Raw genomic sequence first — 22463 nt, forward strand, 5'->3', positions numbered from 1 at the left:
TCTGGCTGCCCCCGCGACAGTCAGTCCCCGACGTAATCCCGACCAGAACTGCTCGTGGACCTCAGCAGATTTGACCCGGCCTTGACCGCGACCGCTGGGCAACGAACGCCCAGCAGAATGCATCCACGTGTAGCCGGTAAACGACGACACCCCGATCGATCGGGCCGCTGCTACAACCGAGGCCCCCGCCTCGATCTCACTCCAAAACCGAGCCCGCAAATCCTCCCCAACGCGTATCCCAGCAACAGCCACCACAGCCTCCACAAGTCAGGCTGTTGCGGCGACCACTTGAACCTGCCGAGGGAGAATCCCCTGCGGCTTGTGCCCGGGATCGACGGCCGGTTCGGCGCGACACTCAGATCATCGACGGCCTTGTCGCAAGGCTGCGGTGACCGAGTCGAACATCGTCGACTTGATGGCCCCGAGGGTTGCCCGGTCCTTGCCGGCGATCGGAGACAGCGTGTCCAGGGCTACCCCGACGATCTCCCCCTCGGGCGCGGTGCCGTCGATCAGGCCGGCGTCCAGAGCTTCGGTGGCGCCGTACCGGCGGCCGGTGCTCATCGCAGTGAGCGCAGATCGGGGGGAGAGTTTGGCTTGGATCAGGGCGGCCATCCCCGGCGTGAAGGGAATGTTGATGTCCACCTCCGGGAAGCAGTAATAGCCGCGGTCGACACGCATGATCCGGAAGTCGTGCGCGATGGCGAGCATTGCTCCGGCGCCGAAGGCGTGGCCGTTGACCGCTGCGGCCGTGGGAAGCGGAAACGTCAGAGTCCGGGCGAACAAGGCCTGCACTTGCTCGACGTACCAGTCGGCTCGATCACCGTTGGCGATCAGCCAGTCCAGATCCAGACCATTCGAGTAGAACTTGCCGTCGCCCACGGTGATCAGGCCTCTGGCGTTCGCCTCGGCGTCGTCCAGGAGTGAACCGACGGCGTCGATCCAGTCAGGGGAGAACCGGTTCTCGTCGTCGCCGATGGTCAGGACGGCGATGTCGTCGTGGTAGTCCAGTGAAGCAGTCATGACGGGTCCTTTCGCGAAGCAGTCGACTGGTGCGATGGTTCAGTTGGGGTCAGGGACAGTACGGCGCGGACCGCCGCTGCAAGGCGTTCGCGGATCGCGGCATCGGGAATTCGCTTGCCGCGCAGTAGCAATGCAGTCGGAAGTTCGACCACACAGTCCCTGATGACGGACACGGCGTCACGGTCCGAGCGCTGCCAGACCGCCTGGGACAACTCGACGAACAATCTCGCCAGCGACCCGTCGAGACCGCGGAGCGCTCTTGCGAGGTCGTCGGGAAGGTCATCGGACCCGAGCAGTTCTCGGCGATCGACAGTGAGTAGGAAACCACCCCGCACAGGCCTTTCGAGCAAGAACCTCGCGGGCGCATCCGCAGCCGCGACGACGGCTTCGACCGCGGATTCATAGCTGCCGTCGCCGCCGGTGAGGGCGACATCGACCGCGTCGCGCTGCACCGCGAGGAATTGCTCGGCGGCGCGCAACCACACCCTCCCCACGAGTCCCGCGCGCGACCCGAACGCGTGATAGATCGCGCCGTTGGACATGGTGGTCAGTTCGGACAGGGCACGCACCGTCACCGCCGCGGCGCCGGACTCGACTGCCAAGACCTCAGCCGCATCCATCAGGTGCTCGAGGTCGTGTTCTCGGGGTCGGGGCACGACCAGACCATAACAGAGCATTTGCTCTGTAATCGAACCGCCACCCCACGCGCCTACCCGCCGGACTCCAGCAGAGCACTGCGCGGGCGTGCGACGAGGCGCGAATCGAGGGAAAAACGAGAGCCGGGCCAGACCGGCTCGACATGGCCGGCCGTCGACTCACTGCGAACCGGTGGCCGAACCCCCGCCGCACGGTGGACGACCGGCGGACCCGAACTCGTCATCGCGAGTCGGGTCGCCGGCCGGCCCACCGCCGGTCAGCTACCCCGTTTGATCCACTCCTCGAGATGAGGGGCCTCGTCGCCGACGGTCGTGCCGTCGCCGTGGCCGGTGTAGACCTTGGTCTCCGGGTCGAGGGTGAAGATCTTCTCGGTGATCGAGGCGATGATCGTCGGGAAGCTCGAGTACGAGCGGCCTGTTGCGCCGGGGCCGCCCTGAAACAGGGTGTCGCCGGAGAACAGCACCTTCGCCTCGGGCAGGTGGATCACCGACGAGCCCGGTGAGTGGCCCGGGGTGTTGATGACCGTCAGCTCGGTACCGGCGATGCCGATCCTCTGGCCGTCCTCGAGGTCCTGGTGCGCGACGTCGGGGTGGGTGTCGTTCCACAGCATGTCGTCACCGGGGTGCAGCAGGATCGGCGCGCCGGTCGCCTCGGACAGCTCCGGGGCGACAGTGACGTGGTCGTTGTGACCGTGGGTGAGCACGATCGCCTTCACCGTGCGGTTGCCGACGCCGTCGAGGATCGGCGTGGCCGAGTGCGCGGCGTCGATGATGATCACCTCGTCGTCGTCGCCGACGAGCCACACGTTGTTGTCGACGTCCCAGGTGCCGCCGTCGAGGCTGAACGTGCCCGAGGTGACGACGTTGTCGATACGCAACTCGCCGCTCACAGCTCCACCACCGATCGCAGCACCTTGCCGGCTTCCATCGCCGAGAACGCGGCCTCGACGTCGTCGATGCCGATGCGCTCGGTGACGAACTTGTCCAACGGCAGACGGCCCTGCTCGTAGAGGTCGATCAGCATCGGGAAGTCACGTTCGGGCAGGCAGTCGCCGTACCACGACGACTTGAGCGCGCCACCGCGGGAGAAGAAGTCGACCAGCGGCATCTCCAGCGTCATCTCCGGGGTCGGCACACCGACCAGCACGACGACGCCGGCGAGGTCGCGGGCGTAGAAGGCCTGCTTGTAGGTCTCCGGGCGGCCGACCGCGTCGATCACGACATCGGCGCCGTTGCCGTCGGTCAGTTCCTGCACCGCGGCGATCACGTCGTCGACCTTCGAGCCGTCGATGGTGTGGGTGGCACCGAGGTCTTTCGCCCACTCCAGCTTCGACGCGTCGCGGTCGATCGCGATGATCGTCGTCGCACCGGCCAGGCGAGCGCCGGCGATCGCCGCGTCACCGACACCGCCGCAGCCGATGACCGCGACCGAGTCGCCACGGCCGACGTTGCCGGTGTTCATCGCCGCACCGATACCGGCCATCACACCGCAGCCGAGTAGTCCGGCAACAGCCGGGTCGGTGTCGGGATTGACCTTGGTGCACTGCAATTCGTGAATCAGGGTCTTCTCGGCGAACGCGCCGATCCCCAGCGCCGGGGTCAGCTCGGTCCCATCGGTCAGCGTCATCGGCACGCTGGCGTTGAAGGTGTCGAAGCAGTACCACGGTCGACCCCGCTTGCAGGCACGACACTGCCCACACACCGCACGCCAGTTCAGGACGACGAAGTCGCCGACCTCGACGTGGGTGACATCGGAACCGACCGACTCGACCACACCCGCGGCCTCGTGGCCGAGCAGGAACGGGTACTCGTCGTTGATGCCGCCCTCGCGGTAGGCCAGGTCGGTGTGGCAGACACCGCACGCCTTGATCGCCACGACCACATCGCGCGCACCCGGGTCCGGGATCACCACGTCCACGACCTCCGTCGGCGCCTTCTTGCTGCGCGAGATGACTCCCTTGACTGTCTGCGACATGCGTTCTTCCTTCCGCAACTGCGTTGTTCGGGGTACGTGTGCGACGTGTGTTCGCGAGGACGGCAACGCGTCGTGGCGTCGCCGGAACACATCGCCACAACCTTATCGGTAGGGCCGACCGCGGTCTACTCGGAGTAGTCATTGTCCACTCCTGTTAGCCTTCGACCGGTTCTGATCCGCCGCCATGGCCTGCTCGGACCTCACCCTAGGCTCGCGATCCGCCGCTTCGACCCGGTTTCGGCCATTGCGGACACCGAGCGCCCGGTGTCCACAACGACCCCGGTTGTTTCACGTCGGCCACCTCGGGGCACCCCAGCGACGTACACGGCATCTCGACCACGAGGAGGTACACCATGGCAGAGAACAAGAAGGACCCTGGACCTTCGGTCAAAGACGACGAGCTCTACGAGAAGCTGCGCGACGAGGGCAACTCCAAGGAGAAGTCCGCCCGGATAGCGAACGCCGCGGCCAACAGCTCGCGATCGGACGTCGGCAAGAGCGGTGGCAAGTCCGGTTCCTATGAGGACTGGACGGTCGACGAACTCAAGGAGCGCGCCAAGGAGCTCGACCTGTCGGGTTACTCGGACCTCAAGAAGGACGAGCTCATCGACAAACTCCGGGACCACTGAGACCCGCCGGCTCGAGAAACAGCGAAGCCGCCTACCCCAGGGGTCGGCGGCTTCGTTGCGTAAAGGGACGGTGCCGGTCAGTGCGCCTCTCGGCAAACAGGCCGCTCGAAGCGGCAAAGGGTGGGACCCGGGGCAGTGAATCCGTCACCGTCGCGGGGTACAACTGCTCGCCTCGCCGAGTTATTCCACACGGTTCATCGGTGCGCAACGCACGCATCGGAGAGCAATGCGGGCGGTGTCAGCGGACCAGCCCGACGCGCTGGAACGCCGTGAGCGCGGTCTCCCCGGTGTTCCAGAGCGCGTTCACATCGCCGCGCGCCCCCGCCGCCGCGCGGACGTCTTGGAGCGCGAGGCCGTTCCGGAAGGTGAGGACGTTGTAGCCGACGTCGGCGCAGCAGCGGCCCGGTCGCACGGCCGGCGCCGACGACCCGGTCGAGTCCCTCTCCCACGAAATAGAAGCGGAAGATGGGACCGAGGTCGACCCCGTACTCCCGGAGTGTTGCGGTGACGATCGAATCCCCCTGGGCAGCAATGGAGTCGACGATGAAGAAGAAATCGCGCGCGTTCGCCGTGGTGGCCCGGGCGTCGGCGGTCGCATAGGCGAGGTCGACGGTGATGTGGGAGTTGTAGCCTGCCATGGCGACCCGCTGGCCGGGGACGGCGCAATCGTCGGCCATGTCGAAGTAGTGCCGCCACTGGGGCGCGACCGGTCCCCCGCCGAACTCGCCTCGCACGGCGTCGAGGAACCGGTTGAGGAGTTCGAGACTGATGACCGGGGCCCACCGCGGGGTCTGGAAGACACGCGGGTTGTTCTGCAGGGGCATCACCGCGTCGCGTTCGACTGCGGCCAGTCCGAGGGCGAACAACCCGCGACGGTCGCGGCGGTCGGTGAGGATGTCGACGATCCCGTACAGCCTCGCGACGTTTCGTCGTAGCTGAACGAGCGGGAGGTCCTTCGACTCCTGATCGTATGAACTGAGTTCGACGATCCGCTCACGGTCCGCGGCGCGGAGCTCGGTGCCACATGTCTCGGCGGGAGCCGCTGTCGACGTTGCCGGGGCGGCGACGAGTGTTCCGATGAGGCCGAGGGTCAGGAGTGCCGCCGAGAGTGCTCGCATGAGACCCGGTGATACCCACCCGGGCGCGGATCAACCCTTCGACCGGGGTTGCGAGACCCTTCGTGACGCGCCCTCCGCAAGCTCCGGACGCTCCTCAGGGAGCACGGATCGGTCGCCACCCTCCGCAAGCTCCGGACGCTCCTCAGGGAGCAGCGGGTCGGTCGCCACCCTCCACAAGCTCCGGGCGCTCCTCAGGGAGCAGCGGGTGTGGTCCTCTCGGATCAGGGAGCATCGACTTCGTCAGGGCAGCAGACCGGCGCTGCGGGCGGTGACCACGGCCTCCAACCGCGACGACGCCCCGAGCTTGCGCATCGCATCCTTCATGTAACCCTTCACCGTGTACACGGTGACGCCGAGGGTTTCGGCGATCCGGGCATTCGAGTAGCCCAGTGCGGCAAGGGAGATCACGTCCTGCTCCCGCCCGGTCAGATCCACCTGCGTCTGCGCCGCCGGGTTCGCGGCGATCAGGACCTCGGTGATCGCGGCGAGTTCGTCGGCGAGCCGGGCGTCGTCGACGGTGTCGGCCAACGATCGGAGCCGGGCGTAGGCCGCGGTCATCCGGTCGCGCATCTCGGCCTCGTCCTGAGCAGCGTGCTCGAGCCGCGCGCGGGACGCGACGATCTCGTGTTCGACGCTGCGGGCCTCCATCGCCAGGACGTCGAGCATCCGCCCGCCGATCGGGTCCGGGGTATGCAGGGCGCCGTAGAGCACCGCGACGGGAGTCCGATCGACGATCACCGGCGCGGCCATCATGGCGCGCAACCCCTCGCGCTCGATGATCGTGTTGTAGCGATGGGTGATGCGCGGGGTGCGGAGATAGTCGTCGACGACCATCGGACGGTTCAGCGAGACGACCTTGCCGCCCAGCCCGTGACCGACGTCGACCGACACGCCGTTCAGCGCTCCGACAGTCGAGCCGGCGAAATGCTGCAGACGCAGGTTCGACGGCCCGCTGAGGACGCCTGCGAAAGCCAGCGGCACCCCGCTGGACCTGCGGACTCGACGCAACGCCTCGGTGACGATCCCGCTCAGCGGCTCGGGCATCTCACCTCACTTCTCCCCCTCTTCAGAGGGTGTTCCAGGGGCCTGTCACGGAGGACACTGTGACTCAGCTTACTCAGTACGGAGCGAGGTTCACGATGACACAGGCCACCACCACCCCCGTCGACATGGTCGACCGCTGGTTGGGAATCTACGGGGCGCCCGACGCCGACGCCGCGGCGCTTCTCGTCGACGGTCACGATCCCGACGCGATCGCCTTCACCGTGATCGAGGTCGAGCAGACCGACGATCAGCAGTCCGGCGGTGTTCACCCGGTCACCACCGACATCACATACGGCGAGCTCGCCGAGCGGTCCAAGCGACTCGCCGCAGCGCTCGCGGAGATGGGCGTCGGTCGCGGCGACACGGTGGGCGTCCTCATGGGCAAGCGCGAGGAGCTCGTCGTCTCGCTCCTGGCGATCGCCCGACTCGGCGCGATCTACATCCCGCTGTTCACCGCGTTCGCGACACCCGCGATCGAGATGCGTCTGGCGGCCGGCGCCGCGAAGGTCGTCATCACCGAGCCGAGTCAGGCGGACAAACTCGCGGACATCGACGGGATCACCACGGTGGTCGCCGGCGAACAGTTCGAGGGACTCATCTCCTCGCACGAGCCGGTCACCGAGTCGGTCGCGGTCGGCGGCGACGGAACCCTGATCCTGCTGTTCACGAGCGGCACCACCGGCGCGCCGAAGGGTGTCCCGGTCCCGGTCAAGGCGCTGGCCTCGTTCGTCGCCTACATGCACTTCGGCCTCGATGTCCGCGCCGATGACGTGTTCTGGAACGCCGCCGACCCCGGTTGGGCCTATGGCCTCTACTACGGCGTGCTCGGTCCGCTGGCCGCCGGCCGACGCAACCTCCTGCTGCACGCCGGCTTCACCCCCGAACTGACCGCGAGGATCCTCGGCGACCTGGGCGTCACCAACTTCGCGGCCGCACCGACCGTGTACCGAGCCCTCAGCAAGGACTCGCGCATCTCCGGATTCTCGCTGCGCCGGGCGTCGTCGGCCGGCGAACCCCTGACTCCCGACGTCATCGACTGGGCGCTCCGCGCCATCGGCACCGAGGTCCGCGACCACTACGGCCAGACCGAACACGGCATGTTCATCAACAACCACTGGCACGAGTCGGTCCACGAGACCCTCGTCCCGGGTTCGATGGGGCAGCCGATGCCCGGCTTCGCCGCGGGCATCGTCGACGGCCAGATCGCCATCGACGTCCCGGCCAGCCCGCTGATGTGGTTCGCGGGCTATCTCGACGCACCGGAGAAGACCAAGCAGCGCTTCTCACCGGACGGGCGGTGGTACCTGACCGGCGACACCGGGCGGGTGGACGACGAGGGTCGCTACTTCTTCACCGCACGCGACGACGACGTGATCATCATGGCCGGGTACCGCATCGGCCCGTTCGATGTCGAGAGCGTTCTGATCACCCACCCGTCGGTCGTCGACGTCGCGGTCGTGGGCCGACCCGACGAGCTCCGCGGCGAGGTCCTGGAAGCGTTCGTCGTCCTCGCGGACGGGGTCGAGGGCACCGATGCGCTCGAAGCCGAGCTCCAGCAGTTGGTCAAGACACAATTCGCCGCACACGCCTACCCGCGCACCGTGCACTTCGTCGACGCCCTGCCCAAGACGCCCAGCGGCAAGATCCAGCGGTTCCTGCTCCGCCAGAAATGAGTGGTGCGGGCGCGTAACGGCCCCACCGTGCGGGAGCGATGAACCGATTGCGCGGCCCACCGAGCCCGGCCGCGCGCAGACCGACCGCGTCGGCCGGGCTTCGACGACCTCGCCCGGCCCATGACGCGGTCACCGGACGCGCAACCAGCGGGTCACACCCCTATCCGCTGGTTGCGCTTCTCCGGTCTCTCGGTCACCTCGGGTTTCTCGGTCACCTCAGTCGACCGGCGACGGGTTCACGAGCGCCCGCACCGACTCGGGCGGCGTCTCCCCGCTGTAGGTGAGCGGGGCGTCGTACGTCGTTCGTACGGGCACCACCCCGGTCCAGTCCGTCGACTCCCCGCCCGGCCCACCGGTCCGCGCCTTGGCGATCCACCGACCGTCGACGATCGGCAGCCGGAGGGCGACGGTCGCCGCCAACTCCTTGCGGGTCGTCGGCCGGACTTCGGCGACCCGTCCCGGGATGAGCTTGTCCGACAGCATCTCGAGAGCCGACTCGGCATCGTCCGCGACGTCGAGGACTCCGCGTACGACGGCCGACCGGTAGTTCGCGGAATGGTCGAAGAGGGTGTCGGCGATGACGAGACCGTCCAGGACGAACACCGTGAAGGTCACCGGGGCACCGGCGGCCACATGGCGCAGTGCGCCCGCCCCGGTGGACCCGTGCAGCAGGATCGAGTCGCCGTCCCGCGCGAAGAGCATCGGTACCGACCACGGCAGGCCGTCGACGACGGTGGCGAGGGTCCCGACCTTCGCCTCGTCGAGCAGTGCATCGAGCAACGCACGGTCGCCAGCCCGCTCAGGCTTGCGCGTCAGGGACGCGAGCGGCGAAGTCGCGTCAGTCGGGGTACCGCCGTTCGAAGTCATGCGGACATGGTCGCCCGCGTCGGCTCCCGGCTCAACAGATTTGCTCGCCGCTGGCCCGGCTACGTCCGCTCCCTGAGGAGCGTCCGGAGCGTCCGGAGCCTGCGGAGGGCGCGTCGCGAGGAAGCAGGGTGAGGCGCTCGCAAGCTCGCTCATCGGCGACCAGTCACAACGAGGACCGAATCTGTCCTCTATCGCTCATAACGTGGTCCTCACACCAACCGAGAGGACACATCATGGGCACCTATACCACCGCGGAACTCAGCGTCGACGTCACCGGCGAGAAGCGCGATCTGCTCACCCTGCTGCAGGATCAGCGCAACATGCTCAAGATCACCGCGCGCGGACTCTCCGACGCCGACGCACGGAAGCAGACAACGGTCAGCACCCTCACGATCGGCGCTCTGATCAAGCACCTCGCGCACGGCGAGGAGAACGCTGCCCGTGTCATCACCGAGCGGGACGAGAACGCCGAGTTCGACATGAGCCAGGCAATGACCGAGTACGTGATGGGCGACGACGAGACCATCGCCGGATGGTTGGCCGAGTACGACCGTGCGGCACTCGGGCTCGATCGCGTGATCGCCGGTGCCGAGAGCCTCGACGAGCTGATCCCCCAGCCGACCGCGCCGTGGCAGCCCGAACGCGAGTGGTCGTCGATCCGGGTCATGATCATGCATCTCATCCGGGAAACCGCGCACCACTGCGGCCACGCCGACATCATCCGTGAGGCGCTCGACGGCCAGACCACCATGGGCGCCATCTCCGAAGGCCAGGACTGGGCCGAGGGATGGGCCGACCAGGACTGGGCCCAGTGACACCCTCGGCGGCCTGACCGACAACGCGCGCTTCACGATCAGTCTCGTCCTTGACCAATCCGCGGATCGCCCGGCACCGAAGACGTTGTGAGGCTGCCGGTCAGGCGCAGTCGACACCGCATCACAGATTGGATCAACGATGATCAAGCGAGTTCCCCGCGTAGCAGGAGCGTTGACCGGACTGGTCCTCGCCGTCGGCGTGATGGCCGGCTGTTCCAGCGACGACTCTGACACCTCGAGCGAAACCACCGGCGCGGCTAACGAATCCAGCAGCGCAATGATGAGCGAGAGCGCGATGGCCGATCCCGCCGCCAACCTCGTCGGACCCGGTTGTGCCGCATACGCCGAGGCCAACCCCTCGGGTCCGGCATCGGTCAACGGCATGTCGAGCGTTCCGGTCGCCACCGCGGCGGCCACCAACCCCGAGCTCACCACGCTGACACAAGCACTTTCGGGTCAGCTGAATCCCGAGGTGAACCTCGTGAAGACGCTCAACGAGGGCGAGTTCACCGTGTTCGCGCCGACCGATGACGCGTTCGCGAAGCTGCCCCCGGAGACCGTCGAGCAGCTCAAGACCGATGCCCCGCTGCTGAACAAAATCCTGACCTACCACGTCGTCGAGGGCCAGGCCGCCCCGGACAAGATCGTCGGCGAGCACACCACGCTCGAAGGCCAGAAGGTCACCGTGACCGGTTCGGGCGACAACCTGAAGGTCAACGAGTCCGGCGTCGTCTGCGGCGGCGTCACCACGTCGAACGCACAGGTGTACCTGATCGACACGGTGCTGATGCCCCCGGCCGGCGAGTGATCTCTCCGTAACCATTGCGCGACAGCACTTTCCACGATCCTCACCGACAGGACCCGTCGGTGAGGATCGTGGCGTTCGCGGTCAGAGCCGGGCCGGCTCCACCGTGTCGCCGGTCCGCGCGCGACTGTCGGACATCGCCGACACCTGGATCGGGACCCCGGTCATGTTGGCCATCCCGGCGAGTCGCTCGAGATCGGCCGGATCGGACGAGATGAGCGCATTGACGTTCACGCCGCCGGCACCCAGATCATTCTCCGCAGCCGCATTCGCCTGCGTCCATCCACCGGATCCGTTGTGTCCCCAGCCGTGCGGGATCGCGACGACGCCGGGCTTGATGTCCTCGGTGATGGTGACGGGCAACGAGATCCGGCCGTGCCGGGATGCCACCGTCGCCAGGTCGCCCTCGGCCAGCCCGCGCACCGTCGCATCGTCGGGGTGCATCCGGGCCGCGTGGGACCGTCCACCGCGAAGCAACATCGGCGCGTTGTGCTGCCAGCTGTTCTCCGAACGGATCTCGCGCATCCCGATGAGCCGCAACGGATAACCCGTGTCGGTGTCGACGCTCAGTCGCTCGATCTCGGACATCAGCTCCGGCGCAGCCAACCGGATCCGGCCGTCGAGGTACGTGACATTCTTCGCGAGCTGCCCGGGCGCGAGGTCGTCGGCGACCACGACCCCGTGCGGATGGTCCTCGACCAGGCGCCGGTAGGTCAATCCGCCGCGTCGAAGACCGAATCGGTCTCCGCCCAAGCCCATCCGGATCGCCAGATCAGAGATTCCCCGCGGGGTGACCGGACGTCCGAGGCGTTGCGCCAACCTGTTTCCGGCGTGCAGCGAACGGATCAACAGCTTCTCCGGCGCCAAGAACCCGATGAGTTCGTTGATGACCGTCCACTCCTCGCGAGCGTCACCCTGCGGCGGGATCACCGCCTCGGTGGCTTGCTTGAACGGGGTGGTGAACAGCGCCTGGAACGGGAGCAGGAAGTCCTCGCGCTCGTACATCGTCGTGGCAGGCAGGATGTAATCGGCCCGGGCGTTGGTCTCGTTGCGGTAGATGTCCAGCGACACCATGAGGTCGAGTTCATCCAGCGCCGAACGTAATTCGTCACCGTTCGGCACCGACAGCACCGGGTTGCCCGCGCTGACGAACAGGGCGCGCAGCTGCCCGCGGCCGGGCGTGGTGATCTCCTTGGCCATCAATGACGCCGGCGCCGTCCCGAGGACCTGCGGCAGATTGCCGACCCGACTCCGGCGTCCGGCCCACCGGAAACTCGACACCCGTTGCAGCGCGGTCACACCCAGCCGCTGCCCGGGAATCCCCAGATCGCCGAACATCGATCCGCCCGGCACATCCAGGTTCCCCGCGACGAGGTTGACCATGTCCAGGAGCGCCGTCGTCAGCGTGCCGGTGCGACCCAGCGACGTCCCCACCCGGCCGTACACCGCAGCCCGCTCCGTACGGGCGAGCGAGCGGGCGACCTCGCGGACCCGCTCCGGGTCGATGTCGGTGCGGTCCGCGGTCGTCTCCGGTGCATAGGCCGCGACGAGTGTCTCGAGCTCCTTCACACCGCGCGCCTGCCGCCGGAGCCGGTCGCGGTCGGCGAGGTCCTCGTCGAACAGCACATGCAACAGGGACAGCAGGAACAGCGCGTCGGTGTCGGGCGTGATCGGAAGCCAGTCGAATTCGCGGGCGGTCTCGGTGTGGCGAGGATCGACGACGACGACGGACCCACCGCGCGCGGTGATGGCGTTCAGCCCCTCGCGAATCCGCGGTGAACTCATCACGCTGCCGTGCGACACAACCGGATTCGCACCGATGATCACCAGGTAATCGACACGGTTGATGTCGGGAATCGGTGCGGTCAACGGGTTCCCGTACAGGAAGTGACTCGCGACGAACCGGTTGTTCACATCCTGCGATCCCGCGGAGTACACGTGCGGCGTCCCGAGCAGGTTCATGAAGATCGCGGTCCACAGCACGTGCCCGGTCGAGAACGTCGCCGGGTTGCCGAAGTACCAGCCGATCGAGTCGCTGCCGGAGGCCCGGTGGACCTCGACGAGTCTGCGTCCGATCTCGTCCAGCGCGGTGTCCCAGGAGACCTGTTCGAACTCGCCGTCGGGGCGCCGCCGGAGCGGGTGCCGGAGACGATCGGGGTCGTTGACGATCTCGGTGAACGCGATGCCCTTCGGGCATGCGAAACCCCGCGACAGCGGATGCTCCTTGTCGGGTCGCAGCGAGATCAGCCGGTCGTCGTCGACGGTGGCGATCATCCCGCACAGCGGCTCACAGATCCGGCAATAGGTGTGCTTCTCCATCGGCATCGTTGCGTCCCCTCGACCTCGCGCGATGACGGTCCGCAGACGGGCCGGCCTGCGGTTCGATGTGATTCCGTTCACATCTGACGACAAGTGTTGCATGATGACAGCACCTGAGGCATCCCCAGCGAGGAGGTCCCCGTGACCGACAGCGACACCGACGCCACGCAGTCAGCCGTGCGCGACGTGATCATCATCGGCGCCGGTCTGTCCGGCATCGACTGCGCCTATCGACTGAAAGAGCAGAATCCCGACGCCGACTATCTGATCCTCGAACGCCGCGAACGCATGGGCGGGACCTGGGATCTGTTCCGGTACCCCGGCGTGCGCTCCGACAGCGACATCTACTCGCTGAGCTACCCGTTCGAGCCATGGCGCAAGCCGCGCGCGTTGGCCCACGGCGACGACATCCGGGAGTACATCGAGGACACCGCCCACAAATTCGCCATCGCCGAACACATCCGGTTCGGTCAGCACGTCGTGACCGCCGACTGGGATTCGGCGACCGACACCTGGTCGCTCGGGGTCGAGGTCGGCGAGGAGCGACGCCGCGAGACCCACCGCGCCAGGTTCGTCATCTTCGCGACCGGCTACTACGACTACGACAATCCGTACACGCCACGGTTCGCCGGCGCCGACGACTTCACCGGTCAGATCGTGCACCCGCAGCACTGGCCCGCCGATCTCGACTACCGGGACAAACGAATCGTGGTGATCGGGAGCGGCGCGACCGCGGTGAGTCTCATCCCGAGCCTGGCCGAGAAGGCCGAACACGTCACGATGCTGCAGCGCTCGCCGTCGTACATCTTCTCGTCCAAGCAGAAGCAGTACCTCGCCCCGCTGGTGCAGAAGCTGCTGCCGCCGCAGGCCGCGCACAAGGTGATCCGTACCCGATACGCGGCCCAGACCGCCGCCATCGTGCACCTCACGCATCGGTTCCCGAAGCTCGGACGCAAGTTGATCCGGAGCAACGTCGTGGCGAACCTGCCCGAGGACTACCCGGTCGACCTCCACTTCAATCCCACCTACAACCCGTGGGACCAACGGATGTGCATGGTCCCCGACGCCGACCTGTTCGCCGACATCACCGAGGGCACCGTCGAGATGGTCACCGACCACATCGATCGGTTCGACGCCTCCGGGGTGACCCTCACCTCGGGTCGTCACCTCGACGCCGACATCATCGTCACCGCGACCGGACTGCAACTGCTCGGCTTCGGGGGGACCCGGCTCCGCGTCGACGGCGCGGAGGTGAAACCGCACGACCGATTCGTCTTCAAGAGCTACCTCATCGAGGACGTACCGAACCTCGCCTGGTCGGTCGGCTACACGAACGCGTCGTGGACCCTGCGCGCGGACATGACCGCTCGCGCCGTCGCCGACCTGGTCAAGTACATGCGCACCAACGGCTACACCCACGCCTACCCTCACCTCGGTTCGGAGGTCATGGGTTCGCGGCCGCTGTGGGACCTCAAGGCGGGTTACGTCGAACGGTCCCCGGAGGCGCTGCCGAAGTCCGGCACGCGGGGTCACTGGCAGGTGCGGCACAACTACTACCGCGACGCCATCGACCATCGGATCAACAAGGTCGAGGACTCGATGGTGTTCGGGCGGGTCTGACTTCCGCTCACCCGGGCCGGAGTAGGTGTCGGCCTCCCGGCGCGCGGCGTTACGCCGGTGTGGTCCAAACGGTCGAGATTTCGCCTCAGCACCGTAAATATGCTGGTCAAGCCTTGCTCGACGCTCTCCGCCGCGCCGATACTGGGCTCGGCGAGCGAGCCGTCTCGCTGAATCCGCCCCGCCTCCGCGGAGCGCCACTCCCCGCATGTGACCCAGTGGGAGTGGACCAGTAGGAGCTGCGAGATGACCTATCCGCCCGGTCCCCCGTCCCACCCGTCGAGCCCCTACGGCCCGGTGCCGCCGCAGTCCGACAGCCGGCGCGCACTCAGCATCGTGCTCGGCGCGATCGTCGTCGTCCTCGCGCTGATCCTCGCCGCGGGCATCGTCTTCGTGGTCAAGGCGCGCGACGGGGACATCTACGTCCCCGGGCTCACCTTGACCGCCGCGAACGACCCGGGGATCGATCCGTTCACCGATCCGGTCCTGGTGGCCGGGGCGGGCAGCCTGCCGGCGAACGTTGCCCTCACCGGCACGGCGGGGGCCGCCGATCTCGGCGGCCGCGCGGTGAACGGCACCGACGCCGGGTTGTACGGCTCCGGCGACGCGGCGGCCTGCGACACCGCCGCGCTCAGCGACCGGCTGCTCGCCGATCCGCCGGCGGCCCGCGCCTGGGCCGGCGTCTATGGCATCAGCACCGTCGACATCCCGCACTATCTGAACACGCTCACCCCGGTGGTGCTGACGACCGACACCTGGGTCACCAATCACTCGTACACCTCCGGCCGGGCCGTCCCGTTCCAGTCGGTGCTGCAACGCGGCACCGCGGTCTACGTCGACTCCGCCGGCGTCCCACGCGCGATGTGCTCCTGTGGGAATCCGCTGGCCCCACCGGCCGCCGCCCCGCTCGGAGGGTATCGACTCGAGGGGCAGACCTGGGAGGGCTACAAGAGCCGGTCGGTCGCCCGCATCGCGTACAACAATCAGCACGTCACCGCGGTCGGCAAGTCGACGACCATCGTTCCCGCGCCGCCGGTGCCGGATGCCGGCACGCCCGCCGGTGACGTTCTCCGGCTTCTGAATTTCCGCAGCGGACAGATCTTCTCGCAACCGGCGGGCGGGTTGCTCGATCTGAGCGGATTCCCCCCGCCGTCCGGCCCTCTGCCCACCCCGGCCGCGTTGAACACCCCGTTCGAGGCGGCCACCGACGACGACGCCGAGCGCAACGGCCTCCTCGCAGCGGGGAATCCCGTAGCCGCGCCCGCACTGGAGAAGCGCGCCGAGGAGCACGACGGCCTCCCGGAAGGAGCGCCGTCGACGGACTCGGCCGGACCGGACTCGGCAGGACCGGACTCGGCCGGCCCCGACGCCCCGGGTCCGGGCTCGGACGCCCCGGCACCGGACGAACCGGTGCCGGCTTCCGACGTACCCGTTCCGGAGGAGCCCGGTTACGAGGCCCCGGGTTCCGAGGTCCCCGGCCCCGCCACGGAACCCGGTGTGCCCGACGCGCCGGGGCCCGACCAGCCGGCCGAAGTGCCGACGACGCCGACCTCGTTCAGCGGCTCGGGAGAGGTCGTCGGCAGTTTCAGCTTCGTCGACGCCGGGTTGTCGGTGGGCTGTACGGTTCCCGGCGCACCGGCACTCGGTACGGTCACGCTCTCGTGCACCGACGGCGTCACCCGGTCGGTGGTCGGTTCCGCGCTGCAGCGTCCCTCGGTGTCGGGCTCCACCACCGGCACCGGCGTGTGGACCCTGACGCTGACAACGGTCGGCGCGTCGCGAACGGTCACCATCCGATCGGCGAACTGGGTCGGCGTGCCGCCGGCGGCCCCGGCTTCCGAACCGCCGGCGTACGAGGCACCGGCGCCCGACGTCTCCACGGACGCCGCGCCTCCGGCGGACCGGGCCCCCGACGACACGACCACGACGACGACCACGGGAAACCCCCCTCCGCCCGAAGCCCCCGCCGAACCGGAGGCACCGGCGGGGACACCGTGACCGCACCGCAGATGTGAGCTGTCCAACAGCAGGTGCTCTGGGACGTCCGTACCATCGCGCGCATGCCCGTTCTGACGACGTCGACCCGACGCCCCTCTCGTGACCTCCGCCCGGCATCCCTCCGCAGACGCGTGCGGGTGCGTCTGGCGAGTGTCGCGATCGTGGCGGCGATGGCGTCACTGGTGATGTTCGCCCCGAGCGCACAAGCGGATCGCCTCATCAACGGGCACCTGGTGGGCGGGAAGATCGAGCAGGCTTACGCATCGACGGGCGGCTTCTTCAAGTGGGGCGTCCCGACCGGTCCCGAGCGCGCGGCCGCCAAACGGGGCCGTTTCCAGACGTTCTCGCGCGACACGTCGTTCTACTGGCATCCGGCAGCCGACGGTGGCACGGCGCATCAGGTCGGCGGCGCGATCAGGAGCCGCTGGCAGAAGGCCGGGGCCGAGCGCGGCGCGCTGGGCTACCCGGTCACCAACGAGTACCGGTCGGGCAGCGGGCGGAGCAACGACTTCCAGGGCGGTGTCGTCACGTGGTCCAAGACCGGTGGCGCACAGATCGTCTGGGGCCAGATCCGACAGAAGTGGGAGGACACCGGCGGTGCGGGCGGGTACTTCGGGGTCCCGCTCGGCGGGGAGTACCGGACCGGCGGCCGGTTCGCGCAGGACTTCCTGAACGGCACCATCTTCTGGCCCTGATCCGCAGAACCGACGCGGGTCACTAGGACGTCCAAGTATTGTCGTCGGCATGGCTCCGCGACCTTCTTCAACCAACAGCATCGACGGGATCCTGCGCAGGTCCGCGGCACGGCATCCCGACCGCACCGCGCTGGTCTTCGATGACCGCGACTACACCTACCGGCAACTCGACGACGCGGTGACCGCTGCCGCCACCGGCCTGCTCGCCCACGGCCTGGACCAGGGGGACCGGGTCGCGGCCTACGGTACGAACTCGGATGCCTACGTCATCGGCTTCCTGGCATGCTGCCGCGCCGGACTCATCCACGTCCCGATCAACTACGCGCTGCGGGGTGACGAGCTCCGCTATCTCGTGGTGCAGTCGGGCGCACGCGCCGTCCTCGTCGACCCGGCGCTGTCCGAACGAATCGAGGAGATCCGCGGCGATCTCGCCGACGTCGAGGCGGTCGTCCCGTTGCGCGACGCCGACGACTCGCTGCTCGCGTCGGCCTCCGCCGAACCGGCGGCCGCGTTCGATCCCCGTTCCTCTGGTGACGACCTCGCACAACTGCTGTACACCTCGGGGACGACGTCGAAGCCCAAGGGCGCCATGATGTCCCACGCCGCACTGATCAGCGAGTACGTCTCGTCGGTGATCGCGCTGGACTTCACCGCCGACGACAACCCGCTCATCGCCATGCCGCTCTACCACTCGGCCGGCATGCACGTCTTCATGCTGCCGTACCTCTCCGTTGGCGCGACCGTCCGGCTCATGGCGACCCCGGACATCCCGGAGATCCTGCGTCGCGTCGAGGCCGATCGCATCGGCTCGCTGTTCCTCGCCCCGACCGTGTGGGTTCCGCTCGCCAATCATCCCGACCTCGCCACCAGCGATCTGTCCTCGTTGCGCAAGGCGCAGTACGGCGCGTCGATCATGCCGGTGACCGTGCTCAACCGGCTCCGCGGCCAGTTCCCCGGCATGCAGTTCTACAACTGCTTCGGACAATCCGAGATCGGGCCCCTCGCAACGGTTCTGCGCCCGGAAGAACATGAGGATCGACCATCGTCGTGCGGCCGACCGGTGTTCTTCGTCGAGACGCGCGTCGTCGATGCCGACGGGAACGACGTCGAGCCCGGTGTCCCCGGTGAGATCCTCTATCGTTCGCCGCAACTCTGCCGCGGGTACTGGGAGAACCCCGCGGCCACCGAGGAAGCGTTCCGGGACGGCTGGTTCCACTCCGGCGACCTCGTCACCCGCGATGCCGAGGGCTTCGTCACCGTGGTGGACCGCATCAAGGACGTGATCAACACCGGCGGCATCCTGGTCGCCTCGCGCGAGGTCGAGGACACGATCTACACCCACGAGGCGGTGTCGGAGGTGGCCGTCATCGGCGAGCCGGACGAGAAGTGGATCGAGGCCATCACCGCGGTCGTCGTGGTGCGGGACGGCCGGTCGGTGACCGAGCAGGAACTGATCGAGCACGTCCGGTCCCGGATCGCGCCATTCAAGGTGCCTAAGAAGGTGCGATTCGTCGACGAACTCCCCCGCAACCAGAGTGGCAAACTGCTCAAGCGGGAACTGCGCTCGCAGTGACGGCGGCGGCACGACGGATCTGGAATCGTCAGAATCGTTGCGCTGCAGCCATTATCGCGGCAATAGCGATGTGCGCCTAGCGGGCCGAGAATCCGCTGTGCGCCCGCTGCGGTCACCTCGCCCCCGGGGCTCGATTCCAGACGTGGCAACAACACCACCAGGCGCGGTGGTGCCGTCGTGAACAACTACGCGGACTACAACGACGATGCGTCGACAGTCGAACTCGACGGGAGATCGCGCCGCGTTCATCCTCACGGACGTCCTCGACATCTCCGCGCGCTACGCACTGAACACCGTGCGCACAAGGTGCGCGTCGCCGCCGATCACAAGTCCTGCGGCGAATGCCAAGGCACTCCTACGCCGACACTGACCCACAACCGGTGGTGCCGTCGGCAGCCACACGACGCAGATCACCGGAACGACCTCCCACAATGTCGTCACATATTCGATGTAGTACAACTACAGTCAATATGTATGGTTACTGGTCATGCGGCGCGATGCCCTCGCGTTGTGGAATTTCGGTGAAGGGTTGTGCCTGATGCGACTGTCGTGCGTGGTGGTGTTCGCCGGTGTGGCGGCGCCTCCCTCGCGCCCGATGACGGCGCCGGCGGCCTCACCAACAGGGCGGCACACCGCCACGCATTCTCCTATCGAACCCGTCCCGCCAAGGCATGCATCGAGCTCGCGCACACAGACGACGGTCACAGATCGATCCGTCCCGACTGAAAGGCCCCACCGATGTTTCGACACCTACCCACAGCATCTACAGCCACGCTCGCCGCACTCGCTGTGGCCGGCGCGGTGGCCGCCGCGGCGGCGCCAGCTCACGCAGATCCCGAACCGCACACCACCGCCGCGACCGCGACAACGACACGCGGCAACGACACCGTCTCCATCACTTTCCGACCGAACTCCGGCGAACAGATGGTCTGCCGCTACTCGATTCATCGAGCCGCCGACCCCACACCGGCCTCACCCTGGTCGGCCAACTCCACCGCCATCGTGCCTGCGGAGGAGTCCGTGGTGCACAGCAAGCCTGGGAATCACGCCTACACCCACCAGATACCCGACGGAAGCTACGCCGTCTACTGGCAATGCAGCACATGGGACGGCCCCACGTTCGGCAACAACGGGCTCTACGCACCCACCGACGGACCGCTGACCTTCAGCATCGACACCGCGCCCACACCCAGGTGCACAGGCAGCATCTGCCCACTACCCCCACCCAGCCCGCTACTGCTCCCCTAGCCAGCAACCACCAACATCACGAACCAGTAGTGCTCTATTCCGATCTATCGGACCGTATAAGACTGGTGAAAGCACGCGCGGCGATCGTCACCCCATCGTGCGGATCGGCCAACAGAGCGACACGGAGGCGGCCGATCACATCGTGGCCGCGAGCAGCCGCAACACCTACTCTCTTCAGGTGCTGCGCCCACCGTCCCCGCTCAGCGCTGTGTCCGGCGGCTTTGGCGACACACCACAGTCCGCAGCTCGACGAGATCACGACGCTGCACTGACACTCGGACGCGGCGTCGGTTCATGTTCCAATGATCAGCTTCAGAGGTCGGCGGGATGCGTCTCTATGTGCCCAATGCCGACCGCGGGGAGTTAACGAACTGGCGCGTGGTGACGATGTGCGGGTATGAACTCGCCCCGTGCCCGGATCGCTGCGCTCGCTGTGTCTGTGTGTGTAGCCGTTGCGTCGTGGTCGGCGGGCGCTGCCCGCGCCGACGTTGCACGAATCGACATCCTGCCGCTGGGACCGAGCGCTGGATACGGGACCGGATGCACTTACGCGCTCGTCGCGACCACGAAGGACGGCAAGCAGAACACCTCGCGCGATCTGCCGGTCTCGTTCTACGACCTCAGCGGAGGGTCGTACCTCTTTCCCCAAGATGATTTCTACGCACGCAAGCAGATCTACGTCTCCCCGGTGCTCGCTGACCGTAGTTTCGCGCTGTGGACACCTACCAGACCAGGCAAACACAGGCTGACCGCCTACCAGACCTCTGCAGGTGGTCCCATCCGCACGATCACTGTCCGTCCCGGCACCCCCATCGGACCCGGATGCCTTGTCCGATAGGGGTTTCGACGATTCCCAAGGGGTAGATGGTGAGTCCGGTGACCGGCGGTGCGGTGGCGCGGTTGAGTGCCCTTGCAGTGTGCGTCCTGCTGGGGGCGGCGATGCTCTCGGTGAGTACGGCGGGGTCAGCGCGCGCATGTAGTTGTGTCGGATACACCACCGCAGAAGCTGCGAAGAAGGCAGATGCGGTATTCCTCGCGCGGGCAACCGACAAGGTGCCGGCGGGGTCCGATGACATCTATGAGTTCGCCGTGGTCGAGGTTTACAAGGGCGAGATCGGGGCGCTCACCACTGTGGGCACAGCCTCCAACGGTGCCTCGTGCGGAGTGAGCTACGAAGTGGGTCGCGAGTACTTGCTCTTTGTTTCCGAGAGCGACAAAGTCGGACGGGCGTGGGAGAGCGGGTTGTGCGAAGGTCCGAATGCGCAGTCGGCTACTGAAATGCGCGAGACTCTGCACCGCACCTACGGGCCACCGCGGCCCCCAGACGCTTCTACGCCGGTCACCGAGATCAGCTGGTGGACTCGCGCCACAGCGGGTGTGCCGTCAGGGCTGATAGTCCTTACCGCCGGGTTGACCCTCGGAGGGCTCTGGTGGTGTGCGGCTATCGTGCGGCGTCGTCGAACAGCGAAGTAACGGCCCCCGTCACCAGCCAGCCCGCGGCGAGAGGAGGGCCGCCGGATAGCGGGCAATTCGTGGGCCTGATGGCCCCGCCCGACCCGGGGACCTCGAGGATGCGGCCGCAGACCGGGGAGATGTCGGTGTATCGACCGATCGCGACTTCCCGGTCTCGCTACTTTGCACTCCAACTGTTTCACCTGTGAGATCATGCGCGGAGATTGGTGCCAGTTCGGGTGAAGGCGGTGGATGCGCGGTGTTGTCGGATCTGATGTTGATCGGCAGTCCGGCTCTGCCCTATTCCGCGGTCCTGGCCGGTCTGAGCCTGTTGGCGTGGGTGGTCGGGCTGATCGATGTGTTGTGCCGCGACGACACCGGCGTGCGGCTGTTCCCGCGGTGGGGATGGCTGCTGATAGTGATCGCGGTGCCGATCGTCGGAACGGTGGTGTGGTTGATCTTCGGCCGTCCCCGGGCACGCCGTGCGCGCAGAGCCAGACGTGATCGGGGTGAGCGTCTTCCGTCGCGGGCGGTGGTGTCGGAGTTTCCGGAGTATGACCGGCCAGGCCGGTTTGTGCCGCAGGACCCGGCCGCTGATGCCGAGTTCTTGCGTCAGTGCCGCCAGCGCGCGGAGGAGCAGCGCCGCGAGGCGGAAATGCAGCGCCGACGCCGCCACACCTGACAGCCGTGGTCGCGGGCCATGACCGCCGTTTCGAGCCAGCGGTATGCGCCGCGTTGCTGACTCCGAGGCGCGATCCGCACGTGAGCATGGTCGGTAACGGCTTGTGCCACAGTCGACGAGGGCGTACCAAGACCAAGGCGTTGTAGGTACTCGGCGCGACCACCGCCGTCATCGCCGCGGTCGCGCTCTTCGGTGTCGCTCGATGGGTACTGCTTCGCTCATTCGACGGCGGCCTGTCCAAGGTGTCGGTCACGGAAGACGCCGACGGCGGCGGAGA

At 67.4% G+C, this 22463-nt stretch carries 18 protein-coding genes and 1 pseudogene; 11 read left to right on the forward strand and 8 right to left on the reverse strand.

Annotation, left to right across the window (positions count from 1 at the left end; all coding sequences use genetic code 11):
* Nucleotides 1–360: 360 nt before the first annotated feature.
* The 4 genes from CA982_RS23305 to CA982_RS23320 form a co-directional block, all read right to left on the reverse strand.
* Nucleotides 361–1020, reverse strand: a complete 660-nt coding sequence (locus CA982_RS23305; protein WP_086537517.1) for an enoyl-CoA hydratase-related protein — start codon at nucleotides 1018–1020, stop codon at nucleotides 361–363.
* Entirely contained in the window at nucleotides 1017–1676 is a 660-nt protein-coding gene (locus tag CA982_RS23310; protein ID WP_244176454.1) for a TetR/AcrR family transcriptional regulator, read from the reverse strand. The genes CA982_RS23305 and CA982_RS23310 overlap by 4 nt, the downstream gene beginning before the upstream one ends.
* A 257-nt stretch (nucleotides 1677–1933) precedes the next feature.
* Complete coding sequence (locus tag CA982_RS23315; protein WP_086537518.1) at nucleotides 1934–2566, reverse strand: MBL fold metallo-hydrolase; 633 nt, start codon at nucleotides 2564–2566, stop codon at nucleotides 1934–1936.
* The gene (locus CA982_RS23320) at nucleotides 2563–3651 is read right to left on the reverse strand and encodes an S-(hydroxymethyl)mycothiol dehydrogenase (protein ID WP_055477178.1); all 1089 of its coding nucleotides are present in this window, start codon (nucleotides 3649–3651) and stop codon (nucleotides 2563–2565) included. Before CA982_RS23320 ends, CA982_RS23315 begins: the two co-directional genes overlap by 4 nt.
* 353 nt (nucleotides 3652–4004) lie before the next feature.
* On the opposite strand from CA982_RS23320, the gene CA982_RS23325 reads away from it, so the two are divergent.
* Complete coding sequence (locus CA982_RS23325) at nucleotides 4005–4280, forward strand: DUF7218 family protein (protein ID WP_086537519.1); 276 nt, start codon at nucleotides 4005–4007, stop codon at nucleotides 4278–4280.
* Between the two features lie 238 nt (nucleotides 4281–4518).
* Here CA982_RS23325 and CA982_RS23330 read toward each other — a convergent pair.
* A pseudogene (locus CA982_RS23330) lies at nucleotides 4519–5398 on the reverse strand (DUF5995 family protein).
* A gap of 240 nt (nucleotides 5399–5638) precedes the next feature.
* Nucleotides 5639–6442: a helix-turn-helix transcriptional regulator gene (locus CA982_RS23335; protein WP_086537520.1), complete on the reverse strand. Its 804-nt coding sequence runs from the start codon at nucleotides 6440–6442 to the stop codon at nucleotides 5639–5641.
* 95 nt (nucleotides 6443–6537) lie between these two features.
* Between CA982_RS23335 and CA982_RS23340 the strand changes: the two genes are divergently transcribed.
* Nucleotides 6538–8115 carry an AMP-binding protein gene (locus CA982_RS23340; RefSeq protein WP_086537521.1) on the forward strand — a complete coding sequence of 526 codons (1578 nt, stop codon included), beginning with the start codon at nucleotides 6538–6540 and terminating at the stop codon, nucleotides 8113–8115.
* Nucleotides 8116–8331: 216 nt separating this feature from the next.
* Here CA982_RS23340 and CA982_RS23345 read toward each other — a convergent pair whose 3' ends face one another.
* Nucleotides 8332–8982 (reverse strand): pyridoxamine 5'-phosphate oxidase family protein, encoded by a 651-nt coding sequence (locus tag CA982_RS23345; protein WP_086537522.1) that lies wholly within the window; start codon nucleotides 8980–8982, stop codon nucleotides 8332–8334.
* Nucleotides 8983–9215: 233 nt separating this feature from the next.
* Here CA982_RS23345 and CA982_RS23350 point away from each other — a divergent pair, with 233 nt between their 5' ends.
* Both CA982_RS23350 and CA982_RS23355 read left to right on the forward strand, forming a co-directional pair.
* Nucleotides 9216–9797, forward strand: a complete 582-nt coding sequence (locus CA982_RS23350; protein WP_086537523.1) for a DinB family protein — start codon at nucleotides 9216–9218, stop codon at nucleotides 9795–9797.
* A gap of 139 nt (nucleotides 9798–9936) precedes the next feature.
* Nucleotides 9937–10605: a fasciclin domain-containing protein gene (locus CA982_RS23355; RefSeq protein ID WP_208618078.1), complete on the forward strand. Its 669-nt coding sequence runs from the start codon at nucleotides 9937–9939 to the stop codon at nucleotides 10603–10605.
* Nucleotides 10606–10686: 81 nt separating this feature from the next.
* Here the strand turns inward: CA982_RS23355 and CA982_RS23360 are convergent, their stop codons facing one another.
* The gene (locus CA982_RS23360; RefSeq protein WP_086537524.1) at nucleotides 10687–12927 is read right to left on the reverse strand and encodes a molybdopterin-containing oxidoreductase family protein; all 2241 of its coding nucleotides are present in this window, start codon (nucleotides 12925–12927) and stop codon (nucleotides 10687–10689) included.
* A 135-nt stretch (nucleotides 12928–13062) separates the two neighbouring features.
* Here CA982_RS23360 and CA982_RS23365 point away from each other — a divergent pair, with 135 nt between their 5' ends.
* The 7 genes from CA982_RS23365 (at nucleotide 13063) to CA982_RS23400 (ending at nucleotide 22186) form a co-directional block, all read left to right on the forward strand.
* A complete protein-coding gene (locus CA982_RS23365; RefSeq protein WP_086537525.1) occupies nucleotides 13063–14541 on the forward strand; it encodes a flavin-containing monooxygenase in 1479 nt (492 codons plus the stop codon).
* A gap of 243 nt (nucleotides 14542–14784) precedes the next feature.
* Nucleotides 14785–16536 (forward strand): DUF6777 domain-containing protein, encoded by a 1752-nt coding sequence (locus CA982_RS23370; protein ID WP_086537526.1) that lies wholly within the window; start codon nucleotides 14785–14787, stop codon nucleotides 16534–16536.
* Between the two features lie 62 nt (nucleotides 16537–16598).
* On the forward strand, nucleotides 16599–17231 hold the full coding sequence (locus CA982_RS23375; RefSeq protein ID WP_244176456.1) for an LGFP repeat-containing protein: 633 nt from the start codon (nucleotides 16599–16601) through the stop codon (nucleotides 17229–17231).
* A gap of 49 nt (nucleotides 17232–17280) precedes the next feature.
* Nucleotides 17281–18804, forward strand: a complete 1524-nt coding sequence (locus CA982_RS23380) for an acyl-CoA synthetase (protein ID WP_086537527.1) — start codon at nucleotides 17281–17283, stop codon at nucleotides 18802–18804.
* Nucleotides 18805–19542: 738 nt separating this feature from the next.
* Nucleotides 19543–20052, forward strand: coding sequence for a hypothetical protein (locus tag CA982_RS23385; protein WP_144066100.1), 510 nt, complete (start codon nucleotides 19543–19545; stop codon nucleotides 20050–20052).
* A gap of 397 nt (nucleotides 20053–20449) precedes the next feature.
* Entirely contained in the window at nucleotides 20450–20890 is a 441-nt protein-coding gene (locus CA982_RS23390) for a hypothetical protein (RefSeq protein ID WP_086537529.1), read from the forward strand.
* A gap of 873 nt (nucleotides 20891–21763) precedes the next feature.
* Nucleotides 21764–22186 (forward strand): PLD nuclease N-terminal domain-containing protein, encoded by a 423-nt coding sequence (locus CA982_RS23400; RefSeq protein ID WP_244176458.1) that lies wholly within the window; start codon nucleotides 21764–21766, stop codon nucleotides 22184–22186.
* Nucleotides 22187–22463: the final 277 nt, after the last annotated feature.

Source organism: Gordonia lacunae, assembly GCF_002149015.1.
Lineage (GTDB): Bacteria > Actinomycetota > Actinomycetes > Mycobacteriales > Mycobacteriaceae > Gordonia > Gordonia lacunae.

Bases quoted from the DNA above. Each gene is read 5' to 3' on its own strand.
- CA982_RS23340 (WP_086537521.1), top strand. From the start codon at position 6,538: ATGACACAGGCCACCACCACCCCCGTCGACATGGTCGACCGCTGGTTG.
- CA982_RS23355 (WP_208618078.1), top strand. From the start codon at position 9,937: ATGATCAAGCGAGTTCCCCGCGTAGCAGGAGCGTTGACCGGACTGGTC.
- CA982_RS23325 (WP_086537519.1), top strand. From the start codon at position 4,005: ATGGCAGAGAACAAGAAGGACCCTGGACCTTCGGTCAAAGACGACGAG.
- CA982_RS23345 (WP_086537522.1), bottom strand. From the start codon at position 8,982: ATGACTTCGAACGGCGGTACCCCGACTGACGCGACTTCGCCGCTCGCG.
- CA982_RS23305 (WP_086537517.1), bottom strand. From the start codon at position 1,020: ATGACTGCTTCACTGGACTACCACGACGACATCGCCGTCCTGACCATC.
- CA982_RS23360 (WP_086537524.1), bottom strand. From the start codon at position 12,927: ATGCCGATGGAGAAGCACACCTATTGCCGGATCTGTGAGCCGCTGTGC.
- CA982_RS23375 (WP_244176456.1), top strand. From the start codon at position 16,599: ATGCCCGTTCTGACGACGTCGACCCGACGCCCCTCTCGTGACCTCCGC.
- CA982_RS23380 (WP_086537527.1), top strand. From the start codon at position 17,281: ATGGCTCCGCGACCTTCTTCAACCAACAGCATCGACGGGATCCTGCGC.
- CA982_RS23320 (WP_055477178.1), bottom strand. From the start codon at position 3,651: ATGTCGCAGACAGTCAAGGGAGTCATCTCGCGCAGCAAGAAGGCGCCG.
- CA982_RS23385 (WP_144066100.1), top strand. From the start codon at position 19,543: ATGTTTCGACACCTACCCACAGCATCTACAGCCACGCTCGCCGCACTC.
- CA982_RS23350 (WP_086537523.1), top strand. From the start codon at position 9,216: ATGGGCACCTATACCACCGCGGAACTCAGCGTCGACGTCACCGGCGAG.
- CA982_RS23390 (WP_086537529.1), top strand. From the start codon at position 20,450: ATGAACTCGCCCCGTGCCCGGATCGCTGCGCTCGCTGTGTCTGTGTGT.
- CA982_RS23335 (WP_086537520.1), bottom strand. From the start codon at position 6,442: ATGCCCGAGCCGCTGAGCGGGATCGTCACCGAGGCGTTGCGTCGAGTC.
- CA982_RS23370 (WP_086537526.1), top strand. From the start codon at position 14,785: ATGACCTATCCGCCCGGTCCCCCGTCCCACCCGTCGAGCCCCTACGGC.